This is a genomic window from Streptomyces sp. NPDC025618, assembly GCF_055558795.1.
This window is the reverse complement of record NZ_JBVHLW010000010.1, coordinates 1-15,910: the sequence shown is the minus strand read 5'-3', so window position 1 is coordinate 15,910 and position 15,910 is coordinate 1. Positions and strand designations below refer to the sequence as shown.

The following is a 15,910-nucleotide window of genomic DNA, read 5'->3' as shown; positions in this document are numbered from 1 at the left end:
ACCCGCCAGACGTGGGGGCTCCGGTATCCGAACATCGCTGTACGGAGGTCGAGTTCGCACCGAGCGGGCGGAAAGGGGGGATCTCCAGCATGACCGGACCACACACCGGCCCGCACGCGCCGAGTCCGCGAAGCCGTGCGGGCCAGCTCTCTGTTCGGAAGGTGTTCCTCGATGAACCTCCTCGTCCAGGCCCTGCCCATAGCCGCGCCGACCGTCGGCTGGGCCGCCCACGCGCTCATACTCGTCCGCCGACTCCGCACCGCCCGCACCGACCCCCTCACCGGCCTCATGTGCCGCGACGAATTCACCTCCCGCGCGCGGCGGGCCGTCAAACACCCGGACGCCGCCGTGCTGCTCCTCGACCTCAACGGCTTCAAGCAGATCAACGACACCCACGGGCACGCCGTGGGTGACCAGGTCATCGCCGCCGTCGGGCGGCGGCTCGACGGGTGGTGCCGGGAACGGGGCGGGTTCGCGGCGCGGCTGGGCGGCGACGAGTACACCGCCGTGATCCGTCTCGCGCCGGACGCCGACCTCGACGGCGAGCTGACGTACGGCCTCTCGGCCCGGCTCTCCGCCCCGCTGGACACCGGCGCCGTCACCCTCTCGCCCCGCGCGTCGATCGGCCTGTGCCGCGTCGGCCGCCGGCCCGGCGCCGGCCTCTCGGAGCTGCTGCGCGGCGCGGACGAGGCGATGTACACCGCGAAGCGCCTCGGCCTGCACTGGCGTCCGGCCGGAGCGGTCGACGTCTACCGCACCGCCAACGGCCGCCGCGCGGGCCGTCCGGGCACGCACCTGATCCTCCTCCCCGCCACGCGAAGGAGGGCGTCGTAGCTCCTGCCGGGCGGCCCCACGCCGCCGGCCCGGGCCCGCTCACAGCTCCGGCAAGGGGGACGGCGGTGGTGGCGGGCCCTTTCCCGCCTTGCCCTTCGACGGGCCCTTTCCCTCGGCCAGGGCTGTCAGCAATTCGACGTTCTTGACCGCGTAGTGCCGGTGCCCGGTCGTCAGGATTCCCATCATGCGTAATTCCGCCATGACGTTCTCGATGGTCGCCCGGCCGAGCATCAGGGCTTCTCCGAGTTCCGCCTGCGTCGGCCCCGTGACCTCCACCGAGGAATCGGGCAGGAGCCGGGCGCTCATGCCGGATGTCCGGTGCAATTCCAGCAGCAGCGTGCAGACGCGCTGAATGGGCGCGTGCCGGGAATTGGCGTAGACCCGCTCATTGGTCCGCAGGCGTTCGGAGATGGTCTTCGCCACGCCCTTCATCACGGATATCTCGCTCTCGGCGAGCATGCGCATGCGCGGCATCGAACAGGACAGGGTCCAGGTGGTGGTGAGGTATTGGGCCGCCGCGGGCCCGGCGGTCTCGTCGACGATCTCCACATCCCCGAGCAGGGAGTCGGCGCCGCGGAAACGCAGCGTGGTGGACCCGGCGGACGTGGTCCGTTCGGCCACACAGCCGGAGAGGATGAAATGCACCTCGCTCGACCCGGGCGCGACCCCGCGCAGCCGGTCCCCCTTGCCGTACTGCCTGCTGACCAGCTGATCGCCGAGGGTCTCCCGCACGGGACCGGGCAGCGAGGTGAAGAAGCGGACGGAGCGCGCCCGTTCGGCCTGCCGTATCACCCGCTCGTTGAGCGTCGCCATCCAGTCCGGTGGCAGTTGACGGCTCAACGCCCCACCCCTGACGCCGGGGACACCGGCCTCGGCGGAGGCGCCGAGGGCATCGCGTGGAGCTCGTCGACCAGCGGCACCAGCGCCCCGACCAGAGTGGCCAGGGCGAGGATCGTCGTCGCTATTCGCAGCGGGTGTCCGGTCAGGTGTTTGATGGCGTAGACCACGACGAACGCGATGATCGCGAAGATCGTCACCGCTGCGGCAAGGAATGCGACGTTCCCACTGTCCAATGTTGATCTCCATTTCTCCATGGAGTGACTTGGCAGGTCCATTTCATTCTCGGGTCGCCGGTCCGGGCCGCTGCCCGTGGTGAGCGGGCGCCCGAACGAGCGAACTCGGGTAGCGCAGAAGCGTATCCGACAGAGCGGGTACTCGCGTGCTTCGTCCCTGCATGTAGGGACCCACTCCCGATGGTCCGGACCTCGGTGGAAATGCCGGTCCCGCAAAGCGGATCGGCCGGGTGGGGGAATATCTTGTGTGCTAGGATCCGCCGCCCCGTTTCCCTGCACGCAGGGATTTCCGTCGCCGTCGGCGGTACGCGCCGGTATCTCCGAGCCTTATTCCCTGACGCGAGGGAAAACGCCGTCAGTTCGAGTTAAGGTCCCTGAGGGCAGGGAATCCTGTGCGCGACTATCGCGTTAGCTGGTCACCGGCCACTGACCGGCCGGAGCGCTGTCGTTGACCTTGGCAGGTCCAGCGCGCAGCACGGACGGTCCCCCCGGGGGTGGTGCCCCGGGGGGACCGGTTCCTGCCGCGCGAGCGTCGCGGGAGGAGCTTCCGTTCGGCATGCCGGCCAGGGGCGGGGGAAGAGTGGCCCGCGGGGCTGCGTCCCGCCGTGTCGGACAGTAGTTCGAGGGTCGTCGATGAGGCGTTCCCCTCATACCCGATGTCTTGATCATCAGGTGAGCGTCCGGAAGGGTTGGCGCCGGAGCGCGCTTCGTCAGGCGCGTTCGACGGGGCGACAGGACGGGTGGGAACTCATGGGTGGCATCGGGGAGTCGTGGCTCAGGCGGTTTCATTCTCCGGGCGGTGGTCCGGACCGTGAGGTCACCGTGGTCTGCTTTCCGCACGCGGGTGGGTCGGCCAGTTATTTCCTGCCGCTGTCCGCCGCACTCTCGGACCGTGCCGAGGTGGTCGCGTTGCAGTATCCGGGGCGGCAGGACCGCAGGTCCGAGGCTCCGCTCAGCAGCGTCGACGAGTTGGTGCGGGGCATCACGGGGGCACTGCGTGACTGCGGCGACCGGCCCATGGTCTTCTTCGGGCACAGCATGGGCGGCACGCTCGCCTTCGAGACCGCGCGGCGGCTGGAGGCGGAGTCGGACGGCCGGCTGCTGGGGCTGATCGTCTCGGGGCGCGAGGCCCCCGGCCCCGCGCGGCGGCGGACGGCGCGGCTCCGGGACGACGCGGAACTCCTCGCGGGGATCCGTGAGTTGGCGGGGACCGACTCGGCTCTCCTGGACGACGAGGACGTCGTACGCATGATCCTGCCGGCGCTCCGCGCCGACTACACCGCCGTGGAGACGTACTCCTACCGGCAGGGCCCCGCCCTGAGCTGTCCCCTCGTCGTCTACACCGGTGACACCGACCCGCAGGTGAGCGGCCGGGAAGCGGAACGGTGGGCGGAGCACACCGTTTCCGACTTCCGGGTCCGGACGTTCGCCGGAGGCCACTTCTACCTCAACGAGCAGCGGGAGCAGGTGACCGCGGCGCTGATCGAGGACCTCACGGCCTTCGGGGCCCGCCCCCGTCCCGCCGTTCACCGAACCGCGCCGTGAGTTCCCGCTTCAGCACCTTCCCGCTCGGCCCGAGGGGGAAGGCGTCGACGAACTCCACCAGGCGCGGGTATTTGTGCGCGGCGACCCGCTGCCTGCTCCAGGCCACGATGTCCGAGGCGAGCGCGGGGCCGGGCGCCGTGCCGGGCCGGGTGCGCACCACGGCGCACACCTCCTCGCCGTACACCTCGTCGGGGACGCCGATGACGGCGACCTGGGCGATGGCCGGGTGGTGCATGAGCGCGTCCTCGACCTCGCGCGGGTAGACGTTGTAGCCGCCGCGCAGCACCATGTCCTTCTTGCGGTCGACCAGGGTCAGATAGCCGTCGGCGTCCTTCACACCCAGGTCGCCCGAGCGGAACCAGCCGTCGACGAGCACGGCCGCGGTTTCCTCCGGCCGGTTGAGATAGCCCGCCATGATGTTGTGGCCGCGCACGACGATCTCACCGACCTCGCCGTCCGGCAGCAGCTCGATACGGCCCTCCACGTCGGCGGCGGCGATCTCCGCCTCGACGCCCCAGATGGGCCGGCCGACGGTGCCGGGCTTGCGGGGCCACGCCTTCTGGTTGTACGCGACGCACGGTGACGCCTCCGTCAGGCCGTACCCCTCGTAGATCGGGCAGCCGTAGACGTCCTCGAAGTCCTGGAGCACCTTGACCGGCAGCGCGGAGCCGCCGGAGAAGGCACGGTCGAGCGGCGGGCGGCGGGGCTCGTGGGCGGCCGCGTCGAGGAGGGCGAGGTACATCGTCGGGACACCCATGAACACCGTGCACTTCTCGGCGAGCATGAGGCCGAGCGCTCCGGGGCCGTCGAAGCGGCTCATGAGGACGAGGGTGCCGCCGGCCAGGAAGACGGCGCTCATGCCGCAGGTCTGGCCGAAGGTGTGGAAGAGCGGCAGGCAGCCGAGGAGTACGTCGTCGGGGCCGAGGTCGAACGGCGAGCGCATCGTGGTGCTGACGTTCATCACCAGGTTGAGCTGGGTGATCATCGCGCCCTTGGGCCGGCCGGTGGTGCCGGAGGTGTAGAGCACCAGGGCCAGGTCCTCGGGCGCGCGCGGCGCGCAGCGGTCGAGCGGCTCCGCCCGTTCGGCGAGGACGTCGAGGCGTGGTGAGCCGCTGTCGGTCTCCTCCATGATGGTGAGCACGGGGACGTCGGCGGCCCGCGCGGCCTCGGCTCCCTGGGGGAGCATCGGCTCGGCACACACCAGCGCCCCGGCCTCCGAGTCGCGCAGCACGTGCGCGATCTCGTCGGCGTGCAGCAGGCCGTGCACCGGGACGGCGACGGCGCCGAGGGCCAGCACGCCGTAGTACACCATCGGGAAGTGCGGTGAGTTGGGCAGCAGCAGGGCGATCCGGTCACCCGGGCGCACGCCCTGCTCCCGCAGCACGGTCGCGTACCGCCGGGCGGCGTCCCACAGTTCGGCGTAGGTGAACCGCTCCGGCCCGAAGACGAGCGCGGTGTGGTCCGGGCGCCGCAGCGCGGACTCCGCGAGGATGGACGCGGCGCTGAGGGTCATGCCGCGTCCGCGTGCCGCGCGGCCAGCGCCTGCTTGTCCGGCTTGCCCGCGCCGGTGAGGGGCAGGGTGTCGTGGAAGGTGACCACGGCGGGCACGTGCTTCGGGGACAGCTCGGCGGCGACGTGGCCGATCAGGGCGTCGGCGTCGACGGCCGCGCCCGCGTGGACGACCACCGCGGCGTGGCTGTGCTCGACGGCGTCGGCGTCGACGACGCAGTACACGGCGGCCTGGGCGACCCCGGGGTGGGAGAGCAGCGCGTTCTCGACGTCCGTGGGGTGGACCTTGATCCCGTTGGTCTTCATCACCTCGCCCGTCCGGCCGTGCAGGCGCAGATAGCCGCGCTCGTCGAGGGAGCCGAGGTCGCCGGTGTGCACCCAGCCGTCGCGGACGGTCGCGGCGGTCAGCTCCGGGTCGCCCCAGTAGCCGAGCATGGTGAAGGGGGTGCGTACGCACACCTCGCCGGTCTCGCCCGGCGGGAGTTCGCGCTGGTCGTCCTGGTCGAGGATGCGCACCTCGGCGGTCAGGCGGCCGACGGTGGCGCGGAGTTCCGGGTCGAAGTGGTCGGGCGGCATCAGCACGGTGATGCCGCTGGTCTCGGTGGTGCCGTAGAACTGCAGGAGCACCGGGCCGAACACCTCGACCGCCTCGGCGAGCCGCGCGGGGGAGGCGGCACAGCCGCCATAGGAAATGATCTTGATGCTGGACAGGTCGGTGCCGGCGATGTCCGGGTGGTCGACCAGCATGTACAGCTGCGGCGGGGTGAGCGTCAGCGCCGAGATCCGGTGCCGTTCCACCGCGCGCAGGACGGCGCCCGGCTCGAAGCCGTCGTGCAGGACGACCGTGCCGCCGGAGGCGAGGGCGAGGTCGGCGCCCGAGCCGTTGGAGTGGCTCACGGGCAGGGTCGACAGATACACGATGGGGGCCGGGGCCTGGAGGCCCGCGAGGAGATAGAGGCCGCGGACCCGGTACGGCAGGGTGACGCCCTTGGGCGCGCCGCTCGTGCCGCTGGTGTAGAGCACCACGGCGGGCTGCTCGGGGTCGGCCTCGATCGCGTCCAGGGCGATGGCCTCCGGGTCGCCCGCCGTCAGATCCAGGACGTCGGGGCCGAGGTCGCCGAGCGCGGCGAGCCGGGGCGCGTCGGGCAGCCGGCCGCACAGCTCGCGGGCCGTGCCGGCGTTCTCCTTGTCGACGGCGAGGAACGTCGCCCCGGTCGTCCGGAGGATCTCCAGCCGTGCGGCGGCGGTCAGTTGGTCGTTGGGGTCCACCGCGTTCGTGGAGTGCAGGTGCACCACGGTGGCTCCGACGAGGTTCGCCGCGTAGCGCAGAATTATGGTCGCCGGGCTATTGGTGACGGTCAGCACCGCCACAATCGGAGTTTCGCCTTCCGTAAAGTGCCGGCGCAGGAATTCCGCCGCGGCGAGAACCGTCCGGGAGAACCGGGCCGCGGTGTACTCCTCGCCCTCCCGCCACAGGGCGATCCGGTCCGGAGCGCCCGCCAGCGCCTCGAGGACCCGGCGGACATAATTCTCGTTCGTAGACATCGAATCTCCACTGCGCCGAACCGGTTTGCTCGGGGCAGGATCACATACTGACGATGACCTGGCAACTATTCCTGATTGACCGTCAGTTTCCTGGTCGAGGCGGCAGTTCCGCTTTACGGTGCGCCGATTGGCGGTCACGGACCGGACGGTTGGACGGTGGCGTGGAACGGTGATATACAGAGGTCAATTCCCCCGGCCTCCTCGAATCGAGGACGGCGCGCCGTGATTTCCGGCGGGCGATCCCCAACTCCCCGCACCCGGCGCCACGAAGTCTCCGCAGCCGCGCCCGGCGCATTCGCGCACAGGCGGCAACCACACCCAGCTGGCCTCGAAAGCGAGTAGACGTGACGACCCCATATCTGGACCTCTTTTCCCGTCTCACCGAAGGCTCCGACGGGGGCAAGAGGGAGTTCCTGGAGATCGGACGGCTCGCCGGCCGGTTCCCCGCCGCCAGCGTACGCGGCGGCGACGACGCGGCCAGGATCAGCGTCTGGTGCAGCAACGACTACCTCGGCATGGGGCAGCACCCCGCGGTCCTCGACGCCATGAAGGAAGCCGTCGACAAATACGGCGCGGGCGCCGGTGGTTCGCGGAACATCGGCGGCACCAACCACTGCCACGTGCTGCTGGAGAAGGAGCTCGCCGCGCTGCACGGCAAGGAGGACGCCCTCCTCTTCAGCTCCGGCTACACCGCCAACGACGGCGCGCTGTCCGTGATCGCCGGGCGCCTGGAAGGCTGCGTCGTCTTCTCCGACGCGCTGAACCACGCCTCCATCATCGACGGCCTGCGCCACAGCGGCGCGCGGAAGCACATCTTCCGCCACAACGACACCGCCCACCTGGAAGAACTGCTCGCGGCCGCCGACCCGGACGTGCCCAAGCTCATCGTCGCCGAGTCCGTGTACTCGATGAGCGGCGACATCGCGCCGCTCGCCGAGATCGCGGAGATCGCCGAGCGGTACGGGGCGATGACCTTCCTCGACGAGGTGCACGCGGTCGGCATGTACGGCCCGGAGGGCGCCGGCATCGCGGCCCGGGAGGGCATCGCCGACGACTTCACGGTCATCATGGGCACGCTGGCCAAGGGCTTCGGCACCAACGGCGGCTATATCGCGGGTCCGGCCGAAGTGATAGAGGCCGTGCGGATGTTGTCCCGCTCCTTCATCTTCACCACCGCCCTGCCGCCCGCCGTGGCCGCGGGCGCCCTCGCCGCCGTGCGGCATCTGCGGTCGTCCGAGGATGAACGCTCCCTTCTGTGGGACAACGCGCAGTTGATGCACAAACTGCTGACGGAACGGCGCATTCCCTTTATCTCGGACCAGACGCACATCGTGTCCGTCCTGGTGAAGGACGAGGCCCTGTGCAAGCGCATGTCCGCGCTGCTCCTGGACCGTTACGGGATCTATGTGCAGGCGATCAACGCGCCGAGCGTGCGGGCCGGCGAGGAGATCCTGCGTGTCGCGCCCGGGGCCGTGCACACCTCCGAGGAGGTCGAGGGCTTCGTCGACGCCCTGGACCGGATCTGGGCGGATCTGGGCGCCGCGCGCGCGTAGCCGTGAACGGGCCGCCGCGAGAGGGCACTTGATGGTGAAAGGTCCATGCCATTCGTCAACTCCGGTATGGACCAATTACCTGTCGTGCGGTAGTCCATGATTCAAGTGCATGGATGTGACCATGGTTACAGTCGCGTGAAGTTCGAAAGTTTGTAGGGTGGGAGCGCGGGCGGGTCCACCGGGGAAGTGTCAACGGGACCCGCCGCGATGCAACATCGCTCTGTCCGGAGGAGAGAGCGGGAACGGGGGCCTGAATGACGCTTGCATACATTCTTGACGGCGGCATGAACGATCAGCCGGGTGCCGGCGCGGAGCTGTACGAACTCTTTCCGAGCGTGCAGCAGACCTACGCGGACATCGCGCAGTGGACCGGTATCGAAGTCGACCGCATATTCCACGAACAACGACAGCCGGGACAGGAACACCGCCAGGGGGTCGGCGCCATTCGGCAGGCGGCCGCCGTTCTCGGAATCGCCGACGTGCTCGCCGCGGAATACGGAATCACGCCGGCCGCGGTATCCGGCCTCAGTTTCGGCGCGCTTGTCTCCGCGACCCTCGCGGGCGCGGTGGAACGCCAGGACCTTTTCACCCTCCTGATGCGACTGCGGGAAGTTCCCGCACCCCCGCCCGGCAGTCCCCGGCAAGCCGTCGCCATGCTCCGCATTCCCTTCGACACGGATACCGCGGCCCTGCTCGCCGACATCGACGACGTATATCTGTCCGCCGATCTCGGACGGGTCGGCAACGGCAGCGAACGCATGGTCCTGCTCGGCGGCTACCGCACCGCCCTCGACCACTTCGGCACCACCCTCCCCACCGGAGCCCTGCACGTCTCCGAGGATCACGGCGCCGCCTTCCACTCCCCGTTGCAGCAGCACGTCAGCGATTTCCTCGCGCCCACGCTGGACGCCATGACCTTCAAGGACCCACGCGTTCCCGTCCATTCCTGCATGGAACGCAAGGCGCTCACCACGGGCGAGGAGATCCGCGACCTCTTCCGCCGCAACCCCACCGACCCCGTGAACGTCGCCGACATGATCGGCAGCCTCGAGGACGCCGGCACCGAGCTCGGCCTGGTCCTCGGCCCCGCCGCCTTCGGCACCTTCCAGAGCGCCTCCTTCCCCGTGGTGCACGTCGAGTCCCCGGACCACGTCTTCGAGGCGATGACCGCCGTCTACGACTTCGGCATCGAACTCCCCGCCGGCGAGACGGTGGTGGGCTGACCATGAAGGACGTCACCCCGCTCATCGACGAGTGGCTGGCGCAGGACATCGACGCCTGGACGCGCCGCATCGTCCGCCACCACCTCGACCCCGAGACCGGCGCCCCGTACTGGATCGAGCGCGCCGCCGAGATCGGCGTCGCATCCGGTGACATCACCCGCTACGCCGACCTCGCCGCCTTCGGCCCCATGCCGCTCGGCGTCCTGCGCACGCTCGACCCCACCGACCTGGTGCCCCTGGCGCTGCCCCGCCCGCTGTCCGGACGGATCTGGGACTCCGGCGGCACCACCGGCAGCCCCTGCCGCGTCTTCTACACCGAGCCCATGCTCGAACACCGCGCCGCCTGGCGACGCTGGATCATCGAGCGCGAGGGCTTCGAGCCCGGCCGGGTCTGGCTCCAGGCCACCCCGACCGGCCCCCACCTCATCGGCCACGGCGCAGCCGACCTGGCGGACCTCTACGACGGCCGCGTGTACGGCATCGACTTCGACCCCCGCTGGGTCAAGCGCATGCTGCGCAACGGCAGGCTGAAGGAAGCCCAGGAATACACGGCGCACCTCATCGACCAGATGGCCGCCGTCCTGGAGAGCCAGCCCGTCGACTACCTCGTCACCACCCCCGCGCTCCTCCAGGCCCTCATCAAGGCCAGACCGGAACTGGTGGCCGAGCTGAAGGGCGTACGCCTCAGCGGCACCCACGCCACCCCCGCGATGCGCCGTGCCTTCCACGAGGCGCTCGGCGGCGGGCTGGTCGTCGTGACCTACGCCAACACCTTCGGCAACACCGTCGGCCTCCCCGTGGAGAACGACGGCGCGCTGATGCCCTACCTGCCCAACTACCCGCAGGTGACCATGGCCGTGGTCGACAAGGACGACTGGTCGAAGGTCGTCGGCTACGGCGAACAGGGCCAGGTCCGGCTCACCGTCCTGCACGACGACCTCTTCCTGCCGAACATCCTCGAGCGCGACATCGCCGTGCGGTACGACACGGGCGACGCCTGGCCCTGCGACGGCGTCGCCAACGTCCGGCCGCTCCAGGTCGTCCGCTCGGCCCCCGAGGGCATCTACTAGCCCCACCGGGCCGTACAACCGGCCGGGACACGAGCTCCCGCCTGCCGGTCCGCCCGCACACCCCTACCCCTCGTCGCGCCCCTCGCCGGGCGCGACGGGGTGATCCCGGCCTGCCCGGGACGGGCCCGCACATCGGCAGCATGTGTCAGCGACGCCGCACGGCGTCCACGGCACCGCCAGGCACCGCCGGCGCCCCCACACCGACAAAGCAATCACTGTCACGCCCATAGAGCCGGGAGCGCAGTTCCGTCGCGCTCGGCGTCCCACGTTCTGGTCCCCAGGGAGTCACGCACATGAAGGGTTCCGAGGCCGCCTGCCCGAACATGGCGGACGCTCCGATCGCAGTGGTCGGACTCTCGTGCCGCCTCCCCGGGGCACCCGACCCGGCCGCCTTCCGCGACATGCTCCGCAACGGCGTCGACGCGATCACCGAGGTCCCCGCGGAACGCTGGAACGCGGCCGGCCTCTCCGCCGCGGACGCCCCCGGCACCCGGCGCGCCGGCTTCCTGGCCCAGCACCAGGTGGACCACTTCGACGCGGACTTCTTCGGCGTCTCGCCCCGCGAGGCCGCCGCGATGGACCCCCAGCAACGCCTCGTGCTGGAACTGACCTGGGAGGCCCTGGAGGACGCCGGCATCGTCCCCGACCGCCTCCGCGACACCGCCACCGGCGTGTACATCGGCGTCATCGCCGACGACTACGCCACCCTCCAGCGGCGCCGCGGCCTCGATGCCATCGACCGGCACAGCTTCACCGGACTGCACCGCGGCATCATCGCCAACCGCGTCTCCTACCACCTCGGCCTGCGCGGCCCCAGCCTCACCCTCGACGCGGGCCAGGCGTCCTCCCTCGTCGCCGTCCACCTGGCCTGCGAGAGCCTGCGCCGCGGCGAGAGCACGGTGGCCGTCGTCGGTGGCGTCAACCTCATCCTCGCGCCCGAGAGCAGCGTCGGCGTCGCCAGGTTCGGCGGCCTGTCACCCGACGGCGTCAGCTACACCTTCGACGCCCGCGCCAACGGCTACGTACGAGGCGAAGGCGGCGGCGCCGTCGTGCTCAAGCCCCTCGCGGACGCCCTCGCCGACGGCGACACCGTCCACTGCGTCATCCGCGGCAGCGCCGTCAACAACGACGGCGGCGGCACCCACCTCACCACCCCCCGGCAGGCCGCCCAGGAGGACGTGCTCCGGCGCGCCTACGAGCAGGCCGGCGTGGACCCCTCCGAGGTCCAGTACGTCGAACTCCACGGCACCGGCACGAAGGTCGGCGACCCGATCGAGGCCGCGGCCCTCGGCGCCGTCCTGGGCACGGCCCGCCGCGACGACGCGCTCCTGGTCGGCTCCGCCAAGACCAATGTCGGCCACCTGGAGGGCGCCGCGGGCATCGTGGGCCTCATCAAGGCGGCCCTCGGCCTCAGGCATGGCGAACTCTTCCCCAGCCTCAACTTCCGGACGCCGAACCCGGACATCCCCCTGGACGAACTGAACCTGCGCGTCCAGACCGCCCTCGCCCCCTGGACCCCCGCCCCGGACGCCCCGCGCACCGCCGGCGTCAGCTCCTTCGGAGTGGGCGGTACGAACTGCCACGTCGTCCTCACCGAGGGACCGCGGCACGCCCAGCAGGACACGTCGGCGCGGGTCGAGGCGCCGGTGGTGCCGTGGGTGGTGTCGGGCAAGTCCGAGGCGGCGTTGCGTGCGCAGGCTGGGCGGTTGCTCGCGCGTGTGGGGGAGTTGTCGCCGCTGGATGTGGGCTTCTCGCTGGCGGCGGGCCGGAGTGTGTTCGAGCACCGGGCCGTGGTGCTGTCGGGGCACCGGGATGGTTTGAGCGCGCTGGCGGATGGGCGCGAGGTGCCCGGCGTGGTGCGGGGTCGTGTCACGGGGGACGGGCGTGTGGCGTTCGTGTTCCCGGGGCAGGGGTCGCAGTGGGCCGGTATGGCGGCCGAACTGCTGGATTCCTCGTCGGTGTTCGCGGAGCGGATGGCGGAGTGTGCGGCGGCGTTGGCGCCGTATGTGGATTGGTCGTTGACCGATCTGCTGCGTTCGGAGGACGTCGCCTGGCTTGAGCAGGTCGACGTGGTGCAGCCGGTGTTGTGGGCTGTGATGGTCTCGCTGGCGGAGGTGTGGCGTTCGGCCGGTGTGGAGCCGGCCGCTGTCATCGGTCATTCCCAAGGTGAGATCGCGGCTGCTTGTGTTGCGGGTGCGTTGTCGCTGGAGGATGCGGCGAAGGTGGTGGCGCTGCGGAGCAAGGCTCTGCGCGCGCTGTCCGGCCGTGGTGGGATGGTGTCCGTCTCGCTGGATGTGAAGGCGGTTGAAGAGCGGCTGGACGGCCGACTCGCGGTGGCGGCGGTCAACGGCCCGGCCGCGGTGGTTGTTTCCGGTGACAATGAAGCGCTGGAACAGCTCCTCGCCGGCTGCGAGGCGGACGGTATCCGTGCGCGTCGTATCGCGGTGGACTACGCCTCGCACTGCGCGCACGTGGAGGAGATCGAGAGCGCGCTGTTGCGTGATCTCGCGGGTATCTCCCCGCGTCCGGCCTCCGTGCCGCTCTACTCGACGGTGACCGGTGGCGTGCTGGAGACCAGCACCCTGGACGCGGGCTACTGGTACCGCAACCTGCGTCAGACCGTCCGCTTCCAGGAAGCCGTCCAGGCACTGCTGGACGACGGTTTCCGCCTGTTCGTGGAGTCGAGCGCCCACCCGGTGCTGACCGTCGGCGTGGAGCAGACCGCCGAGACCCACACCATCACCGCCGTCGGCTCTCTCCGTCGCGACGAGGGCGGCTTGGACCGCTTCCTGACCTCTGTCGCCGAAGCCTTCGTCGGCGGCGCCTCCGTCGACTGGGCCAAGCTCTTCGACGGCGCGGGTGCCCGCCGCGTCGACCTCCCCACCTACGCCTTCCAGCGCAGCCGTCACTGGCTGGACACCTCGGCTGAGGCGCGGGCGAGTGTGCCGGCGACCGACGCCGCCTCGGGACTCAGGGCGCGGCTGGCGGAGCTGGAGGGGAGCGAGCAGGACGATCTGCTCCTGGACCTGGTGCGTGACCAGGTCGCCACGACGCTGGGTTACGACGGGCCGGAAGCCGTCGACGCCGGGCGGACGTTCAAGGAGCTCGGCTTCGATTCGCTGGGTGCCGTCGAGTTCCGCAATCGCCTGAACCTCACGACGGGCTTGCGGTTGCAGACCACCCTGCTGTTCGACTACCCCACTCCCGCCGTCCTCGCACGCCACCTGCGGACCTCCCTCCTCGACGGCGAGCAGGCGGCGACCGCGCCGGTGTCGGTGGTGCCGGTGGACGACGATCCGATCGCGATCGTGGGGATGAGCTGCCGGTTCCCCGGCGGCATCGGGTCGCCCGAAGAGCTCTGGGACCTGGTCGCCTCCGGCGGGGACACGATCGGCGGATTCCCGACGGACCGTGGCTGGGACCTGGCCGGCCTGTACTCCCCGGAGCGCGGAAAGCCGGGGACGACGTACACCCGCGAGGGCGGATTCCTCTACGACGCAGGTGACTTCGACGCCGAGTTCTTCGGGATCTCGCCGCGTGAGGCGCTGGCGATGGATCCGCAGCAGCGGCTGCTGCTGGAGACCGCGTGGGAGGCGTTCGAGCGGGCGGGTATCGCTCCCGACGACCGGACGAAGACCGAGACGGGTGTCTTCGTCGGCGCGATGTCCCAGGACTACGGCCCCCGGATGCACGACGCCTCGGACGGGCTCCAGGGCTACCTCCTCACCGGCAACAGCGTCAGTGCCGCCTCGGGGCGCATCTCGTACACGTTCGGGTTCGAGGGCCCCGCGGTGACGGTGGACACGGCGTGTTCGTCGTCGCTGGTGGCCCTGCACCTGGCGGCGCAGTCGCTGCGGCAGGGCGAGTGCTCGCTGGCCCTCGCCGCCGGTGTGACCGTGATGGCGACCCCGGGTCTCTTCGTGGAGTTCAGCCGCCAGCAAGGCGTCGCGTCGGACGGCCGCTGCAAGCCGTTCTCCGCCGAGGCCGACGGGACGGGCTGGTCCGAGGGCGCGGGTGTGTTGCTGCTGGAGCGGCTGTCGGATGCGCGGCGTCATGGGCATCGGGTGCTGGCGGTGGTGCGTGGCTCTGCGGTGAACCAGGACGGCGCGAGCAACGGTCTGACGGCGCCGAACGGCCCGTCGCAGCAGCGCGTCATCCGTGCGGCGTTGGCGAGTGCGGGGTTGTCGGCCGCTGAGGTCGACGCGGTGGAGGCGCATGGTACGGGCACGAAGTTGGGTGACCCGATCGAGGCGCAGGCGCTGCTGGCCACGTACGGCCAGGGCAGGGCGGCAGACGAGCCGTTGTGGCTGGGGTCGGTGAAGTCGAACATCGGTCATACGCAGGCTGCGGCCGGTGTTGCCGGGATCATGAAGATGGTGCTGGCGATGCGGCATGGTGTGCTGCCGCGGTCGCTGCACGTGGATGAGCCGTCTTCGCATGTGGACTGGTCCGCGGGTGCGGTGGAGCTGCTGACCGAGGCCGTGCCGTGGCCGGAGAGCGGTCGTCCTCGCCGGGCGGGTGTGTCGTCGTTCGGCATCAGTGGGACGAATGCGCATGTGATCGTGGAGCAGGCGCCGGAGCTGGAGCTTCCGGTGGCTTCGGAGTGCTCGTTGCCTGTGGTGCCGTGGGTGGTGTCGGCCAGGTCCGAGGCGGCGTTGCGGGGGCAGGCTGAGCGGCTGCTGTCGTTGACGCGGGACGAGGCTGTCGCGCCTGTCGATGTGGCGCACTCCTTGGTGTCGGCTCGTGCGGCGTTTGAGCACCGTGCGGTGGTGTTGGCCGGTGAGGCGCAGGCTTTCGCCGCTGGTTTGGGTGCGGTGGTCTCGGGTGAGCCTGCTGCTGGTGTGGTCCGGGGTGTGTCGGCGTCGGGGAAGCTGGCGTTGGTGTTCTCGGGGCAGGGCAGTCAGCGGGCTGCGATGGGGCGGGAGCTGTATGACGCCTTCCCTGTGTTCGCGGACGCTTTTGATGAGGTGTGTGCGGCGTTTGAGTTGGAACGGCCGTTGCGTGAGGTCGTGTTCGAGGGTGGTGAGGCTCTTGATGAGACGGTGTTCACGCAGTGTGGTCTGTTCGCGGTGGAGGTTGCTCTCTATCGGCTGGTTGCTTCGTGGGGTGTGAAGCCGGACTTCGTGGCTGGGCATTCCATCGGTGAGATCGCGGCCGCCTATGTGGCTGGTGTGTGGTCGCTCGCGGATGCTTGCGCGCTTGTCGCGGCGCGTGGGCGCCTGATGCAGGCGTTGCCGTCGGGTGGGGCGATGCTGGCCGTGGAGGCGGACGAGACGACCGTCCGTACAGCGCTGACCTCCTCTGATGTGGACATTGCCGCTGTCAACGGGCCGTTGTCTGTGGTGGTTTCGGGTGCTGAGGCGTCGGTGGCGGAGTTGGAGGCAGTGTGGCGGAGTGAGGGTCGTCGTGTGCGGCGGCTGCGTGTCTCGCATGCGTTCCACTCCCCGTTGATGGAGCCGATGTTGGCCGACTTCCGCGAGGTGGTCGAGGGGCTGGCGTACGAGGCGCCGCGTATCCCGCTGGTCTCGAATGTGACCGGTGCGCTCGCGACGGCCGAC

General features: G+C 70.4%; 10 protein-coding genes. 6 read left to right on the top strand and 4 right to left on the bottom strand.

Features of this window, described 5'->3' with window-relative positions; genetic code table 11:
- Window positions 1-171: 171 nt before the first annotated feature.
- Complete coding sequence (locus tag ACZ4A5_RS12090) at window positions 172-834, top strand: GGDEF domain-containing protein (protein WP_467581759.1); 663 nt, start codon at window positions 172-174, stop codon at window positions 832-834.
- Between the two features lie 39 nt (window positions 835-873).
- On the opposite strand, the gene ACZ4A5_RS12085 is transcribed toward ACZ4A5_RS12090, so the two are convergent.
- Both ACZ4A5_RS12085 and ACZ4A5_RS12080 read right to left on the bottom strand, forming a co-directional pair.
- Complete coding sequence (locus ACZ4A5_RS12085) at window positions 874-1,674, bottom strand: Crp/Fnr family transcriptional regulator (protein WP_467581757.1); 801 nt, start codon at window positions 1,672-1,674, stop codon at window positions 874-876.
- Window positions 1,671-1,907, bottom strand: coding sequence for a hypothetical protein (locus tag ACZ4A5_RS12080; RefSeq protein ID WP_467581755.1), 237 nt, complete (start codon window positions 1,905-1,907; stop codon window positions 1,671-1,673). The genes ACZ4A5_RS12085 and ACZ4A5_RS12080 overlap by 4 nt, the downstream gene beginning before the upstream one ends.
- A 750-nt stretch (window positions 1,908-2,657) precedes the next feature.
- Here ACZ4A5_RS12080 and ACZ4A5_RS12075 point away from each other — a divergent pair.
- Window positions 2,658-3,452 (top strand): thioesterase II family protein, encoded by a 795-nt coding sequence (locus ACZ4A5_RS12075; RefSeq protein WP_467581753.1) that lies wholly within the window; start codon window positions 2,658-2,660, stop codon window positions 3,450-3,452.
- On the opposite strand, the gene ACZ4A5_RS12070 is transcribed toward ACZ4A5_RS12075, so the two are convergent.
- A complete protein-coding gene (locus tag ACZ4A5_RS12070; RefSeq protein WP_467581751.1) occupies window positions 3,400-4,965 on the bottom strand; it encodes a long-chain-fatty-acid--CoA ligase in 1,566 nt (521 codons plus the stop codon). The genes ACZ4A5_RS12075 and ACZ4A5_RS12070 overlap by 53 nt on opposite strands.
- A complete protein-coding gene (locus ACZ4A5_RS12065; protein WP_467581749.1) occupies window positions 4,962-6,506 on the bottom strand; it encodes an ANL family adenylate-forming protein in 1,545 nt (514 codons plus the stop codon). Before ACZ4A5_RS12065 ends, ACZ4A5_RS12070 begins: the two co-directional genes overlap by 4 nt.
- Window positions 6,507-6,850: 344 nt before the next feature.
- Here ACZ4A5_RS12065 and hemA point away from each other — a divergent pair, with 344 nt between their 5' ends.
- The 4 genes from hemA to ACZ4A5_RS12045 all read left to right on the top strand — a co-directional run.
- Window positions 6,851-8,059: a 5-aminolevulinate synthase gene (hemA, locus tag ACZ4A5_RS12060; RefSeq protein ID WP_467581747.1), complete on the top strand. Its 1,209-nt coding sequence runs from the start codon at window positions 6,851-6,853 to the stop codon at window positions 8,057-8,059.
- A 284-nt stretch (window positions 8,060-8,343) separates the two neighbouring features.
- A complete protein-coding gene (locus ACZ4A5_RS12055) occupies window positions 8,344-9,282 on the top strand; it encodes an acyltransferase domain-containing protein (protein ID WP_467581745.1) in 939 nt (312 codons plus the stop codon).
- Between the two features lie 2 nt (window positions 9,283-9,284).
- Entirely contained in the window at window positions 9,285-10,352 is a 1,068-nt protein-coding gene (locus ACZ4A5_RS12050) for an acyl-CoA synthetase family protein (protein ID WP_467581742.1), read from the top strand.
- A 293-nt stretch (window positions 10,353-10,645) separates the two neighbouring features.
- Window positions 10,646-15,910 (top strand): type I polyketide synthase (locus tag ACZ4A5_RS12045; RefSeq protein ID WP_467581741.1); only part of this gene is annotated, 5,265 nt, incomplete at its 3' end.